Origin of the sequence: Bradyrhizobium sp. DOA9 (assembly GCF_000617845.2) — a bacterium.
In the GTDB taxonomy this organism is placed as follows: domain Bacteria; phylum Pseudomonadota; class Alphaproteobacteria; order Rhizobiales; family Xanthobacteraceae; genus Bradyrhizobium.
This window is the reverse complement of record NZ_DF820425.1, coordinates 3163221-3180132: the sequence shown is the minus strand read 5'-3', so window position 1 is coordinate 3180132 and position 16912 is coordinate 3163221. Positions and strand designations below refer to the sequence as shown.

Annotated in this window: 17 protein-coding genes; 8 read left to right on the top strand and 9 right to left on the bottom strand. The window is 65.2% G+C overall.

Annotated features, from left to right (window positions below; translation table 11 throughout):
• Nucleotide 1: 1 nt before the first annotated feature.
• Complete coding sequence (locus tag BDOA9_RS14855; protein ID WP_025034733.1) at nt 2-448, bottom strand: hypothetical protein; 447 nt, start codon at nt 446-448, stop codon at nt 2-4.
• Nucleotides 449-455: 7 nt separating this feature from the next.
• Nucleotides 456-2054, bottom strand: coding sequence for a GMC family oxidoreductase (locus tag BDOA9_RS14850; protein WP_025034732.1), 1599 nt, complete (start codon nt 2052-2054; stop codon nt 456-458).
• Between the two features lie 199 nt (nt 2055-2253).
• Here BDOA9_RS14850 and BDOA9_RS14845 point away from each other — a divergent pair, with 199 nt between their 5' ends.
• A complete protein-coding gene (locus BDOA9_RS14845; RefSeq protein WP_025034731.1) occupies nt 2254-3042 on the top strand; it encodes a thermonuclease family protein in 789 nt (262 codons plus the stop codon).
• A gap of 223 nt (nt 3043-3265) precedes the next feature.
• On the opposite strand, the gene cyoD is transcribed toward BDOA9_RS14845, so the two are convergent.
• The 4 genes from cyoD to BDOA9_RS14825 are packed head-to-tail and all read right to left on the bottom strand — an operon-like array spanning nt 3266 to nt 7113.
• On the bottom strand, nt 3266-3652 hold the full coding sequence (gene cyoD / locus BDOA9_RS14840; protein WP_025034730.1) for a cytochrome o ubiquinol oxidase subunit IV: 387 nt from the start codon (nt 3650-3652) through the stop codon (nt 3266-3268).
• Nucleotides 3649-4290 (bottom strand): cytochrome (ubi)quinol oxidase subunit III, encoded by a 642-nt coding sequence (locus BDOA9_RS14835; protein ID WP_025034729.1) that lies wholly within the window; start codon nt 4288-4290, stop codon nt 3649-3651. The genes cyoD and BDOA9_RS14835 overlap by 4 nt, the downstream gene beginning before the upstream one ends.
• Nucleotides 4290-6290, bottom strand: coding sequence for a cytochrome o ubiquinol oxidase subunit I (cyoB, locus tag BDOA9_RS14830; RefSeq protein ID WP_025034728.1), 2001 nt, complete (start codon nt 6288-6290; stop codon nt 4290-4292). The genes BDOA9_RS14835 and cyoB overlap by 1 nt, the downstream gene beginning before the upstream one ends.
• Nucleotides 6280-7113: a ubiquinol oxidase subunit II gene (locus BDOA9_RS14825; RefSeq protein ID WP_025034727.1), complete on the bottom strand. Its 834-nt coding sequence runs from the start codon at nt 7111-7113 to the stop codon at nt 6280-6282. The genes cyoB and BDOA9_RS14825 overlap by 11 nt, the downstream gene beginning before the upstream one ends.
• Nucleotides 7114-7355: 242 nt before the next feature.
• On the opposite strand from BDOA9_RS14825, the gene BDOA9_RS14820 reads away from it, so the two are divergent.
• The gene (locus BDOA9_RS14820; RefSeq protein WP_025034726.1) at nt 7356-8156 is read left to right on the top strand and encodes an SDR family NAD(P)-dependent oxidoreductase; all 801 of its coding nucleotides are present in this window, start codon (nt 7356-7358) and stop codon (nt 8154-8156) included.
• A gap of 37 nt (nt 8157-8193) precedes the next feature.
• Here BDOA9_RS14820 and BDOA9_RS14815 read toward each other — a convergent pair whose 3' ends face one another.
• Nucleotides 8194-9498 (bottom strand): PQQ-dependent sugar dehydrogenase, encoded by a 1305-nt coding sequence (locus tag BDOA9_RS14815; protein ID WP_042336525.1) that lies wholly within the window; start codon nt 9496-9498, stop codon nt 8194-8196.
• A gap of 262 nt (nt 9499-9760) precedes the next feature.
• Here BDOA9_RS14815 and BDOA9_RS14810 point away from each other — a divergent pair, with 262 nt between their 5' ends.
• From BDOA9_RS14810 to BDOA9_RS14800, 3 genes are all read left to right on the top strand, one after another.
• The gene (locus BDOA9_RS14810; RefSeq protein WP_025034724.1) at nt 9761-10951 is read left to right on the top strand and encodes a urate hydroxylase PuuD; all 1191 of its coding nucleotides are present in this window, start codon (nt 9761-9763) and stop codon (nt 10949-10951) included.
• 142 nt (nt 10952-11093) lie between these two features.
• A complete protein-coding gene (locus BDOA9_RS14805) occupies nt 11094-11951 on the top strand; it encodes a VOC family protein (protein ID WP_025034723.1) in 858 nt (285 codons plus the stop codon).
• A 75-nt stretch (nt 11952-12026) separates the two neighbouring features.
• A complete protein-coding gene (locus BDOA9_RS14800) occupies nt 12027-12302 on the top strand; it encodes a hypothetical protein (protein ID WP_025034722.1) in 276 nt (91 codons plus the stop codon).
• Here the strand turns inward: BDOA9_RS14800 and BDOA9_RS14795 are convergent.
• A complete protein-coding gene (locus tag BDOA9_RS14795) occupies nt 12299-13333 on the bottom strand; it encodes a L,D-transpeptidase family protein (RefSeq protein ID WP_025034721.1) in 1035 nt (344 codons plus the stop codon). The genes BDOA9_RS14800 and BDOA9_RS14795 overlap by 4 nt on opposite strands.
• A gap of 174 nt (nt 13334-13507) precedes the next feature.
• On the opposite strand from BDOA9_RS14795, the gene BDOA9_RS14790 reads away from it, so the two are divergent.
• Nucleotides 13508-14464: a lytic transglycosylase domain-containing protein gene (locus tag BDOA9_RS14790; RefSeq protein WP_025034720.1), complete on the top strand. Its 957-nt coding sequence runs from the start codon at nt 13508-13510 to the stop codon at nt 14462-14464.
• Between the two features lie 72 nt (nt 14465-14536).
• Here BDOA9_RS14790 and BDOA9_RS14785 read toward each other — a convergent pair whose 3' ends face one another.
• Entirely contained in the window at nt 14537-15520 is a 984-nt protein-coding gene (locus BDOA9_RS14785; RefSeq protein WP_025034719.1) for a Bug family tripartite tricarboxylate transporter substrate binding protein, read from the bottom strand.
• A gap of 432 nt (nt 15521-15952) precedes the next feature.
• Between BDOA9_RS14785 and BDOA9_RS14780 the strand changes: the two genes are divergently transcribed.
• Nucleotides 15953-16588: a hypothetical protein gene (locus tag BDOA9_RS14780; protein ID WP_025034718.1), complete on the top strand. Its 636-nt coding sequence runs from the start codon at nt 15953-15955 to the stop codon at nt 16586-16588.
• Complete coding sequence (locus BDOA9_RS39970) at nt 16555-16854, top strand: HGGxSTG domain-containing protein (protein ID WP_340162395.1); 300 nt, start codon at nt 16555-16557, stop codon at nt 16852-16854. Before BDOA9_RS14780 ends, BDOA9_RS39970 begins: the two co-directional genes overlap by 34 nt.
• Nucleotides 16855-16912: the final 58 nt, after the last annotated feature.

Here is a 16912-nt window from a genome sequence, read left to right as displayed (position 1 = left end):
GCTAGGGCGCCCGCCGCAGCGAGCCGCCTCTCCGCTTGACCGGATCGAGCAGCGACCAGTCCCCGTCCGCAAGCACATGGCCCTTGGGGAATGGCGCGCGCACCTCGATCCCCAGCGAGCCCAGCACGCGGTCGTCGCGGTAATAGCATTGCAGCACGACTCGGACGAGGGTTGCGGCGGCAACGCCGCTCTTGCGAAACTCCTGCGCCACCGCATCGCGCCTGGCGGCATCGAGCTCGGCGAGCGGGGCTCCGGCGAGCCGCGCCAGGTGATCCAGCGCCGCCGCCACCAATTTGGTATCGCGACCGAGCGTTGCCAGCATGTCGGCCTGGATCGCGGGATCATCGGCGCCCGGCACCTTGTACTCGTCGCTGGCCGGAATGATCATCGCGGCGATGGCGCGGAGATCGTCGCGCTGCCTGCGTGTCAGTTGGTTGTCTGCGGACATCACAGCCTCAATCGAACAAATTGGCCAGGCGCTGCTTCATCTGGTCGGCGATGTAGAGCGCGAGTGCCTGGATGGTCGAGGTCGGGTTCACGCCGCCCGAGGTGACGAAGATGCTGCCGTCGACGATGAAGAGGTTCTTCACGTCGTGCGAGCGGCCCCATTCGTTGACGACGGAGCGCTCGGGGTCGGTGCCCATGCGCGCGGTGCCGAGCAGGTGCCAACCGCCCCAAGGGATCGGCGAGTTGACGCAGATGTCGCTCGCGCCGGCGGTCTCGAGAAACTCGCGGCCGCGCGCCAGCGCATGCTCCATCATCTTCCGGCTGTTCTCGCTGATCGTGTAGTCGACCTTCGGCGCGGGAATGCCGTGACTGTCCTTCAGCACCGGATCAAGCGTGACGCGATTGTGCTCCTCCGGCAGATCCTCGCAGATTGCGGAGAAACCGAGCCGGTGGCCGTTGAGCTTGCGGAACACGCGATGGTGATCCTCGCCCCACGGCAAGATGCCCTTCTGCTCGCTGACCACGGCCTCGAATACCGGCCCGGCCCCGCGCACGAACTGCACGCCATAGCCGCGCACGAAACCGCGCGACAGGTCGGTGTCATACCATTGCTTGCTCCACAGGCAGGTCGGCGGCGCGCGGTTGGAGTCGGTCGGCTCCTTCACATAGCCGTAGATCTGCGCATAGGGATGAAACATCAAATTCTTGCCGACGAGACCCGATGAGTTGGCAAGCCCGTTGGGGAAGCGGCCGGACGCCGAGTTGAGCAGCAGCCGCGGCGTGCCGACGCCGTTGCAGGCGATGATGACGACATGCGCGCGCTGAAACTGCTCGATGCCGTCCTTGTCGTAATAGACCACGCCCGAGGCCATGCCGTTCTCGTCGGTGGTGATCTCGCGCACCCGGCAATGCGTGCGCAGCTCGACGCCGGCGCGGATCGCATGCGGCCAATAGGTGATGTCGGTGGAGGATTTTGCGCCTTGCGCGCAGGCCGGCGTGCAATGGCCGAGATTGATGCAGCGCGCCCGGCCCTCGTAGTCCATTGTCGCGACCGTGGTGTCCGACGGCCACCAGTGCCAGCCGAGCTTGTTCATGGCCTTGCCGATGATGGCGCCGGACAGGCCCATCGGCTGCTGCGGCATCGGCGGATGCGTCAGCGGCGACAGCGGATCGCCCGACAGGCCCGACGTGCCCATCATGCGGTCGTTCTCTTCGAAGAACGGGGTCAGCGCGTCGTAGTCGATCGGCCAGTCGTCGGCGACGCCGTCGAGCGTCCTCACCTTGAAATCGGAAGGGTGCAGCCGCGGCCAGTGCGCGGTGTACATCACGGTCGAGCCGCCGACCGCATTGTAGTTGACGACCTTGATGGGAGAATTGTCATCGTTGATCGGGTAGTCCTCGGGCCGGCCACGGACGTTGGGGCTCGACGACCACTCGCCGTAAAACTTGGCCTCCCAGTCGCGGCCGGTGCTGGGATATTCCGCCGGGTTCATCCAGCCGCCCTGCTCCAGGCAGAGGATGTGCATCTTGGTCTCGGCCAGCGACCACGCCACCGCCGCGCCGGAAGCGCCGGCGCCGATGATCAGGACGTCCACGGGGTCTTTCATTGCAACCTGGTCCTCCCCCTCGCCGCTTACCGGGCGATTCGGCCTTGCGCGTCAGCGAGGCCGACGAACGATAGGGGCAGAGCGACGGCGGAGTAAAGCCGCGGGGCCGGAATGTCGCACTTCGCGAGGCGCAGACCATTGGTCTCGCCACAGCCGGGTGCTAGGAACGGGGCGGACGAGCCATCGATAGCGAGACCGTATGTCCTTCCAGAAATTCTTTGCCGCCGCCCGCGCTTTTGCGCTCGTTTCGTTTCTCGCCCTGTCCGGATTTCTGGCCTGGTCCGGACCAGTTTCCGCGCTGACCGGCGCCGCGACGGCCCGTGACGGCAACTCGGTCCAGCTCGGCGATGTCACCTACCGGCTCGACGGCGTCGATGCACCCGAGCTGGACCAGGTCTGCATCGACGATCACGCCGATACCTGGGCCTGCGGCATCGAGGCCCGCGACCAGCTGGCCAAGCTGATCAACAAACGGACGGTGCGCTGCGACGACGTCGGCCCGGAAAAGAGCTTCGGCAAGCGCCACCGCGCCATCTGCACGGCCGAGGGCGACAAGGCCAGCCTGAACGAGCAGCTGATCAAGCTCGGCTTTGCCCTCGCACGCGAGCCGATCAAGGCCAACGTCAAGCCCGCAGCCAACGAAGCCAAGACGACGGCCGCCGGGATCTGGAAGGGCTGTTTTGTTGCGCCGCAGGATTTCCGGAGCGGCAAGAAGGACGGCGCACTCTTGGGAGCTGCCTGCCGGCCCGACCGCGACAAGGAGATCCGCGCCGTACTGTTTCCGGAGGAGCTGACCATGCCCCCCAGCTGCAGCATCAAGGGCAAGCTCGCGGTGCGCGCCCGCGTCACCGGCAATATCGGCATCTATCATCTGCGCGGATGCCCGAGCTATCCCGCGACCACCAAGCCCGACCGCTGGTTCTGCTCGGAGGACGACGCCCAGGCGGCCGGCTTCCGCAAGGCCTACAATTGCCGCCGGCCAAAGTGAAGAAGTTCCCTCACGCACCCGTGAGTGGTAGATCGGGACCGTATTGATCCGGAATTGAACTTCAGCGGCGGTTGCTGCACTTATGAAGAGACGCAAGCGCTTCGCGCGAGCGTTTCCTTGGCAGCAATCCGGCCTCGGCCGATTGTCTTTGCTTGGGCGTTTCCTCCCTAGACTTGGGCCGCTTGTCACAAACGAGCGGCTCTTTCTTTTTGTGCGGGGTCCGTCACTGCATCCGCATGATCTGGTCCATCGGCGGCATGTTGGCGTTGAGATTCGCCATGATCCAGACGGTGCCTCCGATCACGAGAAAGACGACCAGAACGCCGAAGGCGAGTGCCAGCACATTGTTGGTGTTGTCAGGTCCGGTGGTGATGTGCAGGAAGAACACCAGGTGCACGCCCATCTGCGCAATCGCCAGCACGATCAGCGCGACGGGGATGGAAGGTTGCCAGACCAGATCCGTGCCGGCGATGAAGAACGACGTCGCGGTGAGCAGCAGCGCCAGGACGAGGCCGACGACGTAGCCGAGGATGCGGGTACCGACGCTGTGTTGTTCTTCCTCGCCCGGAGCGAGGTCATGGTCGGTCCGCGCGTGGGCCTGATCGCTCATACGCCACTCCCAAGCAGGTAGACAACGGAGAACACCGCGACCCAGATGATGTCCAGCGCGTGCCAGAACAGCGCAAAGCACAGCATCCGGCGCAGGATGTCGGCACGAAAGCCCTTGGCGAAGACCTGGGCCATCATCGTGAGCAGCCACAGCACGCCGGCCGAGACGTGAAGGCCATGGCAGCCGACCAGCGAGAAGAACGCGGTCAGGAACGCACTCCGCGACGGGCCATAGCCACGCGCGATGAGGTCGGCGAATTCGCGAAACTCGAGGACGAGGAATATCAGCCCGAGCATGCAGGTCGCGGTCATGCTGAGATAGAACCAGAACCGGTTGCGCACGTCGGCCGCGATGCTGGCCATGCCGCAGGTGAAGCTCGACAGCAGCAGGCAGACCGTCTCGATCGCGACGTATCTCGGCTCGAAGATCTCCGAGCCCTTCGGGCCGCCGGCGGTCTGGCCCGACAGCACCGCATAGGCCGCGAAGAAGCAGGAGAACATCACGATGTCAGAGAGCAGGAATATCCAGAAGCCGTAGGCGGTCACGATCCGCTTCGGCGCGGGACCGGGATGCTCGATGACGAGGCCGACGTGATGGGGATCGGCGTGCGAATGGCCTACGGTCGCGGTCATCGCCATCAGACTGCTCCCGCCATGCTGACGAGGTTGCGTCGCTCGTCGATATTGGCGCGGTCGATGCGGGCGACCTCCCCGGCCGGGATGACGTATTCGTCATGGTCGCGCCAGGCGAACACGACGAAGGTCGCCCAAGCGCCGAGGCCGCCCAGGATCACCATCCACCAGATGTGCCAGATCAGCGCGAAGCCCATGATGGTAGCGAAGAAGGCACAGACGAACCCGGTCGGGGAATTCCGGGGCATCTCGATGTCCTGATAATCCGGCGTCTCGTGCGCGAGCGATTGCTGCTTCGCGCGCGCCTTCATGTCCCAATAGGCGTCCTCGCCGCGCACATCGGGGTTGAAGGCGAAGTTGAACACCGGCGGCGGCGACGAGGTCGCCCATTCCAGCGAGCGACCGTCCCAGGGATCGCCGGTGCGGTCGCGCAGCGCCTCGCGATTGCGGATGCTGACCACGAGCTGCACGATCTGGCAGATCACGCCCATGGTCAGCACGGCCATGCCGAATGCAGCGATGATCATCCAGGGCCGCCAGGCCGCGACGTTATAGTGCTGCATGCGCCGGGTCATGCCGAGCATGCCGGCGATGTAGAGCGGCATGAAGGTGACGTAGAAGCCCGTGAAGGTGAACCAGAACGCCGCCTTGCCCCAGCGTTCGTCGAGACGGAACCCGAACGCCTTGGGAAACCAATATTCGAAGCCGGCGAAAGCGCCGAACAGCACGCCGCCGATGATGACGTTGTGGAAATGCGCCACCAGGAACATGCTGTTGTGGAGGATGAAGTCGGCCGGCGGCACCGCGAGCAGCACGCCGGTCAACCCACCGATGATGAAGGTGACCATGAAGCCGACCGCCCACAGCATCGGTGTCGCAAAGCGGATGCGGCCGCCATACATCGTGAACAACCAATTGTAGATCTTCACGCCGGTCGGCACAGCGATGATCATGCTGGCGATGCCGAAGATGGCGTTGACGTTCGGCCCCGCCCCCATCGTGAAGAAATGGTGCAGCCAGACCATGAAGGAGACGACGCAGATCGCCATGGTCGCGAGCACCATGGAGCGGTAGCCGAACAGCGCCTTGCCGGAGAAGGTCGAGACCACCTCGGAGAAGATGCCGAAGGCGGGCAGCACCAGGATGTAGACCTCGGGATGGCCCCAGGCCCAGATCAGGTTCATGAACATCATGACGTTGCCGCCGGCCTCGTTGGTGAAGAAGTGGAAGCCGAGATAACGGTCGAGCAGCAGCATCGCGAGCGTCGCGGTGAGGATCGGGAACGCCGCGACGATGAGGAGGTTCGAGGCCAGCGTGGTCCAGCAGAACATCGGCATGCGCAGGTAATTCATGCCCTTGGTGCGCAGCTTCAGCACGGTGGTGACGAGATTGATACCGGCCACCAGCGTGCCGACACCGGAAATCTGCAGCGACCAGGCGTAGTAGTCGACGCCGACGCCGGGCGAATAGGACAATTCCGACAGCGGCGGAAAGGCGAGCCAGCCGGTGCGCGCGAATTCGCCGACCACGAGCGAGACATTGACCAAGAGCGCGCCGGTCGCCGTCAGCCAGAAGCCGACCGAATTCAGCGTCGGGAAGGCAACGTCGCGCACGCCGAGCTGGAGCGGCACGACGAGGTTCATCAGCCCGATCACGAACGGCATCGCCACGAAGAAGATCATGATGGTGCCGTGCGCCGAGAAGATCTGGTTGTAGTGCTCCGGCGGCAGGTAGCCCTGCGACTGATAGGCCACCGCCTGCTGGATCCGCATCATGATGGCGTCACTACCGCCGCGCAGCAGCATCACCGAAGCCAGCAGGATGTACATGACGCCGATGCGCTTGTGATCGACGCTGGTGATCCATTCGCGCCAGAGATAGGGCAGATATCCCTTCACCACGACCCAGCCCAGCACGCCGAAGATCGCGACCAGCACCACCGCGCCGGCGACGAGCGGAATTGGCTGGTCGAACGGAATGGCCGACCAATCGAGCTTACCGAGCATCATGGCCTCCACTGTGCGACCGGCCTGCTTCGGAGGCGAGCTCCGGCCCGGGCCCGGGCGGAATGTGCTGGGTCGCGATCAGATCGAACAGGCGCGGGTCTTCGAGGCGGTAGACCGGCCTGCCCTTCTCGATGCCCTGCTGCATCAGCTTCTTGTAGCTGTCCTCGTTCAGCACGGCATCCGTCTTCGCCGTATTCGCGACCCAGTCCGGAAAGGCGAGCGGCGAGATCACGTTGACGTCGAACATCATGTCCGGGAAACCGTCGCCGGAGAAATGTGCGGACAGGCCCTGAAGCTTGCCTTCGTTGTCGGCGCGCAGGTTCAGCTTCGTCACCATGCCGTTCATGGTGTAGATCATGCTGCCGAGCTGCGGAATGAAGAACGTGTTCATCACGCTCGAGGACGTCAGCCGGAAGTTCAGCTCGGCGCCGGCCGGCACCGTCAGCGTGTTGACGGTGGCGATGCGCTGGTCCGGATAGATGAACAGCCATTTCCAGTCGAGCGAGACGGCCTGGATCCGCACCGGGCTGCCGGTGCCCGGCACGGGTGCCGCGGGATCGAGCTGGTGCGAGCCGATCCAGGCGACGCCGCCGAGCAGGATCACCGTGAGCGCCGGAATAGACCACACCACCATCTCGACGCGGCCGGAATAGACGAACTCCGGCTGGTAGCGCGCCCTCGGATTCGAGGCGCGAAACCAGAACGCAAAAGCCAGAATCGCAAAAATGGTCGGCACCACGATCACCAGCATGATGAAGATGGAATCGACCAGGATGGTGCTGTTGCCAGCGGCCACGGGCCCTTGCGGATCGAGCAGATTCATCGGCAAGCCACTGGTGGTTGGGAAGCCCCGGGACTGAGCCTAGCGCGGGAAAGGCTCCGCGACAAACGCAGCGACGTCGGATCGGTTCCTGGCATGCTTCGGCCAGCCACGCGCGACGGACCGGCCGCCCATGCAATTCCGTGTGATGTCAATGACATGAACGCGGAAAGCGCGCTCTTCTCTCCCGGGAGCGCGATTGCTAATGTGCACGAAAACAATGACGAGAGCGGGAGTGAACCGAGATGCGCTTGAGGGACAAGGTCACGATCGTCGTCGGGGCCGGGCAAAGCCCCGGCGAAGGCATGGGCAACGGCCGCGCGACTGCGCTCACCTTCGCACGCGAGGGCGCCAAGGTCTTGTGCGTCGACCACCATCTGGAATCGGCGCAGGAGACGGTGGCGATGATCGCCGCGACAGGCGGCACCGCGGCGGCCTTCAAGGCGGACGTGACCAAAGCTGCGGACATCAAGACGATGGTTGCGGATGCGCAATCGCGCTGGGATCGGATCGACGTGCTGCACAACAATGTCGGCGTCAGCCTTGCCGGCGGCGATGCCGAGCTGCTGCAACTGACCGAGGAGGCGTTCGATCGCGTCGTCGCCGTCAATCTGAAAAGCTGCATCCTGGCGGCGAAAGAGGTGATCCCGATCATGCGCGCGCAGAGAAGCGGCGCCATCATCAACATCTCTTCGATGGCCGCGATCACCACCTATCCTTACGTCGCCTACAAGGCGACGAAGTCGGCGATGATCGCCTTCACCGAACAACTCGCCTACCAGAATGCCGAATACGGCATCCGCGCCAACGTCATCCTGCCCGGCCTGATGAACACGCCGATGGCCGTCGACACCCGTGCCCGCGAATGGCACAAGACCCGCGCCGAGGTCGAAGCCGACCGCGACAGCAAGGTGCCGCTGCGCAGAAAGATGGGCACCGGCTGGGACGTCGCGAATGCCGCGCTGTTCCTGGCGAGCGACGAGGCGAATTTCATCACCGGTGTGACGCTGCCGGTGGATGGTGGAGCCAGCGTGAGACGGGGGTAATTCTTCTTCCTTCTCCCCTTGCGTCATCGCGCCGCGCTCAGCGCGAATATGTCACCCGCCAGATCGTGCCGTTGCCATCTTCCGACATCAGCAGCGAACCATCCTTCGCCACGGCGACGCCCACCGGGCGCCCCCACACCTCCGTGTCGTTCACGACGAACCCTGTGACGAAGTCCTCGTACTCGCCGGTCGGCTTGCCGTCCTTCATCTTGATGCGGATCACCTTGTAGCCGGTGCGTTTCGACCTGTTCCAGGAGCCGTGCTCAGCGGCGAAGGCGTCGCCCTGGTATTCGGGCGGAAACTGCGTGCTTTGGTAGAACGTCATGCCGAGCGAGGCCGAGTGCGGCTGGATGAGCACGTCAGGCACCGTCACCTTGCCCTTGAGGTCCGGCCGCGCGCCGGCATGACGCGGGTCTTCATTGTTGCCGATATAGAACCACGGCCAGCCGTAGAACGCGCCCTCCTTCACGCTGGTGATGTAGTCGGGCACGAGATCGTCGCCGAGACCGTCGCGCTCGTTGATCGAGCACCAGGGCAGGCCGGTCTGCGGCTGGATTGCGAGGCCGACGCAGTTGCGCAGGCCGGTGGCGTAGATCTTTCGCTCCTTGCCGTCAGGATTGAAGGCCAGCACCGCGGCGCGCTCGAGCTCGCTGGCCCATGTTGCGCCGAGCGGCTGCGTCTTCGACCACGCTTCCATCCCGCCCGGCGGCGTGCCCATGCCCTCGGCGACGTTGCTGAGCGAGCCGACGGAGACGAGCATCCGTTTGTTGTCCGGCGTGAACACGATGTCGCGGGTGGAATGCCCGCCATCATGCGGCAGGCTCGCGACAATCGTCTCCGCCTTGCCGCGCGCCTTGAGATCGCCGGCCTGGTAGGGAAAACGGACGACGCTGTCGGTGTTGGCGATATAGACCCATTGCGGATTGTCGCCGTTGGGAAAGAAGGCGATGCCGAATGGCTGCCGCAGGCCGCTGGCGAACACCTCGTTGGTCGCGGCCTTGCCGCCCTCGCCTGCGCGCAACACGCGGACGGTGCCGGCGCGTGTTTCCGCGACGAACACATCGCCATTTGGCGCCACGCGGATGATGCGCGGCGCGCGCAGGCCTTCTGCGAACGGCTCGATCTTGAATCCGGCCGGCACCTGGAGCTCAGCTTCCGGCGGACGCGGCACCACGCGCGACGAGCTCGCAACCGATCGCGTGGCGCCGGGCCTGACTAGATCCTGCGGCCGGATCAGCCTGACCGTGCCCGGCTTGTCGGCACGCCAATCGCCATAGGCGTCCTTGCCCTGCAACACCGGCTCGGCCTGCGCGCCGGCCGCAACCAGCAGCGCTGCGAGCATCGCCACGAACTTTGTCCTGTCACTCAATTCGTCGTCCTCCGCCTTGCCCGTGTCGTGCGTCAACGCCGATCACCCGGAAAAGGTTTGCGGCGAGCCTGGCGCCTGCCGAATCCCACGTCAGTTCATGCCCGCACGATGTGCATCAGCCGCAGCCCATCATACTGGAAAATGCGGTTGAACGGTGCGACACATTGTGAGGGCGGCGACCGCCGGCTACGGTGATGGAGGCTGCGGCATCCCGGTCGCGCCGGATGGGGAGATCATGTGGGGATCCATCATATCGGAATGGGCGAGCCTGCTGCTGCGCTGGCTGCACGTGGTGGCCGCGATCGCCTGGATCGGCAGTTCCTTCTATTTCATCGCCCTCGATCTCAGCCTGAAGCCTAGGGACGACCTGCCTGACGGGGTGCAGGGTGAGGCCTGGCAGGTCCATGGCGGCGGCTTCTACCGGATCATGAAATACCTGGTCGCGCCCAGCCAGATGCCGAACGAGCTGACCTGGTTCAAATGGGAAGCCTACACCACCTGGCTGTCCGGCTTCGCTCTGATGGTGGTGGTCTATTATCTCGAGGCCGACCTGTTCCTGGTCGACAAGTCGATCCTCGACCTCACGCCGTTCCAGGCCGGACTGTTCAGCTTCTGCAGCCTGGCGCTGGCGTGGCTGCTCTATGAGGCCGCCTGCCGCACCGGGCTCGCGCAGCGCGAATTGCCCTTTGCCATTGGCGGCTATCTGTTCCTGGTCGCGCTCACTTACGCCTTCACCCATGTGCTGAGCGGACGCGGTGCCTTCAACCAGATCGGCGCGATCATCGGCACCATCATGGTGGCCAACGTCTTCACGCTGATCATCCCGAACCAGAAGAAGATCGTGGCCAGCCTGATCGCCGGACAGGCGCCCGACCCCAAGCTCGGCAAGGCCAGCAAGGAACGCTCGGTCCACAACAATTACCTGACGCTCCCCGTGGTCGTGCTGATGATCAGCAACCACTATCCCCTGCTCTACGCCACGCGCTTCAACTGGATCATCGTCGCGATCGTCCTGGCGCTCGGGCCGGTGATCCGCCACTTCTTCAACGAGCGTCATGCCGGGCGCAAATCGCCCTGGTGGGTGTGGGGCGTGGCTGCGACCGGCGTGATCGCGATCCTCCTGCTCTCCGCCGCCGGTCCGCGCGAGGTGAAGACGGGCGCGCTGTCGGCGCCGGTCACGGCCGCCAATGTCGAGGAGATCGTGATGTCCCGCTGCAGCATGTGCCATGCAGCCGAGCCGGTCTGGGCCGGCATCGTCACCGCGCCGAAGGGCATTGTGCTCGACACGCCCGAGCACATCCATCGCAACATCCGCCTGATCGGGCGGGTCGCGGCCTGGTCGAATGCGATGCCGCCGGGCAACATCACGGAAATGACCGGCGAGGAGCGCGCGGCGCTCGCGGCCTATATCGAGCAGGCGCGCTGAGGCGCGCGCAAGGACGCGTTGTGCGGAATGAAATTCCGCATCTCTCACCGAATTGAAAATGACTAGGCCGCTTATCCGGCGTAGACATGGCCGGCAGCCGCCGGCGCGGCGCAAAGTCAGCTTGCAATCGGGGATAAGAACAGTGGCCCTCAAGAACGTCATCGGTATCGACCACGCCGTCGTCATGGTGAAGGACCTCGACAAGGCCGCCGAAAACTACAGGCAACTCGGCTTCACGGTCTCGCCGCGCGGCACCCACAGCGCGCATATGGGCACCGGCAACTACACCATCATGTTCGACCCCGATTACATGGAGCTGCTCGGCGTGCTCGTGGCGACCGGGCACAATGCGCCGGCCCGCGCCTTCGTCGAGCGCCATGGCGAGGGCATCGAGCGCATCGCCTTTACCGCGATCGACAGCGCCGCCGGCGCCGAGGAGATCCGTGCACGGGGGCTGGAGCCGATCGGCCCGACCGACTTCGAACGCCCTGTCACGCTGCCCGATGGTACGATCTCGGCGGCGAAATTCCGCACCTTCATGTGGCCGACGGCGGAAGCTCCGGGCGGCGTGCGCATCTTCGCCTGCCAGCACAAGACCCGCGAGACCGTGTGGATCCCCGAACTGATGACCCACGCCAACGCAGCCAAGCGGATCAAGCAGACGCTGATCGCATCGCCGGAGCCGGCTAACGAGGCCGCGCATCTCGCCCGCCTGATCGACCGCGAGGCGAAGACCGACGCGGACGGCGCGGTCACCGTGCCCTCCGGCGGCGATCGCGCCGACTTCGTCTATCTGACGCTGGACCAGCTCGCCAAGCGCTATCCCGGCGTGCCGCTGGCCGGCCTCTCCGAGCGCGGCGGCGCGGCCCTGGTGCTGATCAGCGGCGACCTCGCGGCGACCGAGAAGGCGCTGGGGCCAGCCGCCCTACGGAGCGGAGCTGCGGTCTGCGTGCCGCCGGCCAAGGCCAACGGCACCCTGCTCGCCTTCGTCACCGGCTGATTTGACCCAATTCTTTAACGGGTGTTTACCCGGCTTCTGTAGGCTTCCCGGCCATCAACCACCGGGGCCAAACGCATGTTCAAAGAGGGATCGCCGATCGCCTATGACGCGCCGGCCGAGCTGAAGAAATGGCCGTCGCTGAAGGGCGAGCGGCTGAAGGATCGGGGTCCGCCCTATCTCGTCTACAACGGCACGCTCGCCGAATGCGTCCGCGAGCTCATGGGCAAGCCGATCAAGGGCATCTCGCTCTACGACATCATGACGACGCCGCAGGCCGCCTTCGACCAGACCGTGCTGTCGCCAGGCGACGCGGCGGAGATCGCGATGCGCAAGGATTTTCCCAAGGACTAGTTCGCCGCGCGCTTCGCAGCAGGCGTAGCCTGCCGCGGGGAGGATTCCGTCGACGCATCGAGGAAGACGACCGGTGTGCCGCGCTTCACGTTCTCGCCGAGCGTACGCGCGTCCCAATTGGTAAGGCGAACGCAGCCGTGCGACGCCGACTTGCTGACCTTGTCGGGCTCGGCCGTGCCGTGGATGCCGTAGCCTGGCGCCGACAGTCCGATCCAGTATGCGCCCACGGGATTGTTGGGCCCCGGCTGAATGTCGAACGGCCTGTTGGATTTGACGCTCTTGAACTTGTACTCGGGATTGTAGCGGTAGGTCGGCAGTTCGTGACTGCTGGTGACCTTCAGCGTTCCCGTTGGCGTCGGGCGATCCGGGCTGCCGATCGACGCCGGATAGAACGCGATCATCCGATCGGAGCCGTCGAAGGCCTTCAATGTCGCGCGTGCCTTGTCGACCTCGATGCGGACGATGCGCGGCAGCTCACGCCGCGCCGGAAGATTGGCGACCACGATGGTCTCGCCGGCCTTGTCGAAAGCCTTCGCCGGATTGAGCGCCTTGAGCAGATCTCCGCTCATGTGGAATTTTTCAGCGAGCCCCTCGAGCGGGCTGGTGTAGCTCAGCGCGTCCAGCGACTTCATGTCATCGAGCCTTGCCGGCAGCTTCTTTAAGAACGGTCCCTTCACGTCGGCGTCGGTGATTTTGTAGTCGGCGAGGATAGGACCTTCGCTCGACGCGGTCAGCTTGTCCCAGAGCTCCGGCGCTATGCCCTTGTCGAGTGCCAAGCCGTTCTGCTCCGCGAATGCCTTGAGCGCCTTCTGCGCGTTCTCGCCGAACTTGCCGTCGATCTCGCCGGGCGAGAATTGTGCGCGATCGAGCAGCACCTGAAGCTTCACCACGGCTGCATTCAGCTTGTCGGTGGCCGGCGGCTTTGCAGGACGCGCAGCCTCGTTCACCGCAGCCGGATCGAGATTGCCTGCGAGCGCCGGGCCGGCGAGCCACAGCCAAACCACCGCGCCAACCATCCATCGCAACGTCATCGCACATCCCACTCGCAAGCCCGCAAAGCCGCGGAGAGTTTCGCTTCGGGAACACCGTAGTAACACCGAAGGAACCGGCGGGATCGCAGCTTTGCCGCAATCGGAAGGTTAAGAACTCCCTATCGCCGGCGCATCGCTGGCCGTTCATCCCACAGTTCGAGGTTGCCCCAGCAAATGCGATTTGTCGTCGCGGCTTGCGCCGCGTTCATGCTCCTGATGTGCGACCTCGATCCGTCGGCGTCCCGCCAAGCATCACGTTTCGACACCACTGTTCTCAAGAACAATCATGCCTCGCCACTTGTTCCGGTGGTCGAGCTGTTCGTCGCCAGCGTGCAGGCGATCGAGCTTGCCAACGCGCACGCGGCTTACGAGCAGGTGATCGAGCCGCCGCGCGCGGTCGAGCCGGCGGAACCCTCGCCGACCGAACGATTTTGTCACGCGCTGCGCCAGGCCGCCGAATCCAGCGGCATTCCGGTGCCGTTCTTTGCGCGCCTGATCTGGCAGGAGAGCCGCTTCAAGTCCAACGAGGTCAGCCATGCCGGCGCGCAGGGCGTCGCACAGTTCATGCCGGGGACGGCCGCCGAGGTCGGGCTCGACGATCCCTTCGATCCGATGAAGGCGCTGCCGGCCTCCGCAAAATTCCTGCGCAAGCTGCGCGACGATTTCGGCAATCTCGGCCTTGCTGCCGCCGCCTACAATGCCGGTCCCGGCCGCATCCAGAAATGGCTGGCCAGACAGAGCGAGCTGCCGCGCGAGACGCGCGACTATGTCCGGATCATCACCGGCACCCAAGCCGAAGACTGGACCGAACGCTCGGAGGCGCTCGCGATCCGTATCGACCTGCCGCGCGAAGCGCCATGCGAAGGCATCGGCAGTCTTTCAAAGGCCAAGGACGTCGCCTGGGTTCCGGTGAACCTGACGCCTTCGGTCGCGGGCATCATTCGCAAGGCCGAGCAGCTGGCGGCACGCGTGACGACGAACCGCGCGCGCAAGCGGTTCGCCACCCTGCTGCGGAAGAATGCCGCGGGCCCCGGCAAGGCGCGCAGCATGATCGCGGCACGCGCGGCCGGCAAAAGCGCCAAGGCGCGCGCTGTTCGCTTCGCATCGGGCGAACGATCACCCGGTTCGTGATCGGAGCCGCCGGCTTGCGCGGCTCCACGTTGACGGAGAGAAAGCCGGAGCAGCTGATCGGCGGCTGGCGCCTCACTCCGCCTTGATGTTCGCCGCCGCGACGACGTCGGCGAGCTCCCTGGTCTCCCTGGCGATCTTCGCGGCGTAGTCGGCCGGGCTGAGCACGGACACCACGCCCTGCGAGCCGAGCTTCTCCTCGGCCGTGGGATCCTTCGCGGCCGCGACGATCTCCCGGTGCAGCGTCTCCAGGATCGGCGCGGGCGTTGCCTTCGGCATGAAGAAGCCGACCCAGAACGAGATGTCGAATCCGGGATAGCCCGCTTCCGCCACCGTCGGCACGTCCGGCAGCGCCGGCAGCCGCTCGGCCGAGGACACCGCCAGCGCGCGCAGCTTGCCGGCCTTGACCAGCGTCACGGCGGAGAGTGGATCGAACACCGCCAGCACCTCCTGCGCGAGAATGCCGACCTCAGCGGCCGAGCCGCCGCGATAGGGCACGTGGATCAATTTGATGCCGGCCTTCTGGCTCAGCAGCTCCATGGCGAGATGGGCGAGATTGCCGTTGCCGCCGGAGCCGTAGGCGAGCGCGCCGGGCGCGGCCTTCGCCGCCGCGACGAGATCGGCCACCGACTTGATGTTCGCCGTCCTGGGATTCTCGGGGTTGACGACGAGGACGAGCGGCGCCGACACCACCGTGGTGAGCGGCGCAAAGTCCACTTGCGGATCGTAGCGAATATCCTTGAACAGGGTCTTGTTGAGCGTGATCGTCGACGAGTTGCAGGCGAGCATGGTGTAGCCGTCCGCATCCGCGCGCGCGACGCCTTCGGCGGCGATCATGCCGTTGGCGCCCGCGCGGTTCTCCACCACGAAGGGCTGGCCGAGCTTGTTGCTGAGCCGATCGCCGATGATGCGCGCGACGACGTCGACCGGGCCGCCCGCGCTGAAGCCGACCATGACCTTGACCGGCCGCGACGGGTATTTTTGCGCGTGCGCCTCTGTCGCCGGCGCCAAGGCGCATAATCCGGCGATGACTGCCAGCAGGCGGGCCGTTCGTTGCATTCGTTCTCTCCCAGACCTCTTGGCGCCGCTTGTGCATGCTTGTTGGAACGGCGCCGTCGACGATCATGAATAGCGGCCGTGCCGGATTTCGCAATCGCGTTTGGCTGCCGGCATTCCGCCGCACGGCACGTGCGCACCGCTTCCAAGACAAAAGTGCGAAAACAACCCCATGCACAGTAGACCGCCCCTGTCGGAACAAGGACTTGCAGAGCGGCGCGGGAGATCTTCGGATTTACGAAATAAATTCTGTCGCGTCGGGCAAAACAGTGGCATACTGGCATCATCGCAACAGTCGCGAGCGTCACGGCCGGCAAGGCCTCAGCCGTGCCGACGCGGTTGCGCCTAAACCCTTCATCGACATTTCGAAATCCACCATTCGCGCGCGGCAGCGAACGGCCGTTCGCGCCTGCGCCGCCAGAAAGGACACAGCACATGCCGACAGCTCTCGAACGCCACATCCCCTCGCCGCTCGCGGCATCCGATCGCAGCGCTCCCGCAACGACCCCGCGCGTAAAACTCTACAAGCGGCGCATTGCGATCAGCCATCCCGACCCACACGTCGGCGAGCAGCTGCTGGCCGAGGCGCTCGGCGCCGCCGACCGCGACGCGATGCACGGCATGCTCCGGCAATTGGTCAAGGCCAGCGTGGTCGGGCAGAAGCCGGATGAGGCCAACCTCGCCTTCATGATCTCGACGATCAGGAGCATCGCGCCCAAGGATTCCATCGAGGCGATGCTGGTGTCGCAGATGGTGTCGGTGCACATGGCGGCGATGCGCTGTGCCTGCCGGCTCGCCTGCACCGACGATCTCGCGCAGCAGGAGGGCATCGCCCGCGCGTTGACCCGGCTGTCCCGCACCTTCGCCGCCCAGGTCGAGGCGCTCAATCGCCACCGCAACAGCGACGAGCGCGCGATCACGGTGCAGAATTTGTCGGTGCAGGACGGCGGACGGGCGATCGTGGGCAATGTCACGCAGCATGCGCATCTGATCGGCGTCGATCCCGACATCGCGTCGGGAGCAGCCGGCGAACGCGAATGGGCCGACGCGAGGCGAGGCGCCAGCGCATGAGCGGCGGTCATGTCCGCAACACCGCTGCGATGGTGACGAGCCCGCGCTGCGGGGCGCGGACACGCGACGGCACCGCCTGCCGCGCGCCTGCGATGCACGGCAAGCGCCGCTGCCGCATGCATGGCGGCGCGCGGAGATCGGGCGCCCCCAAGGGGAACCGGAACGCACGTCGACATGGAATGTTCACACGGGATAGTCGCGCCGAGCGACACCAGGTGAAGGCCTTGCTGGAGGACGCTTGGGGGCTCCTGGGCGAGTTGAAGTGAGCTGCGGCGCTTCATAAGGCCAGCATGATCCATCGGGTCGGTCGCTCAGATGCGTTGT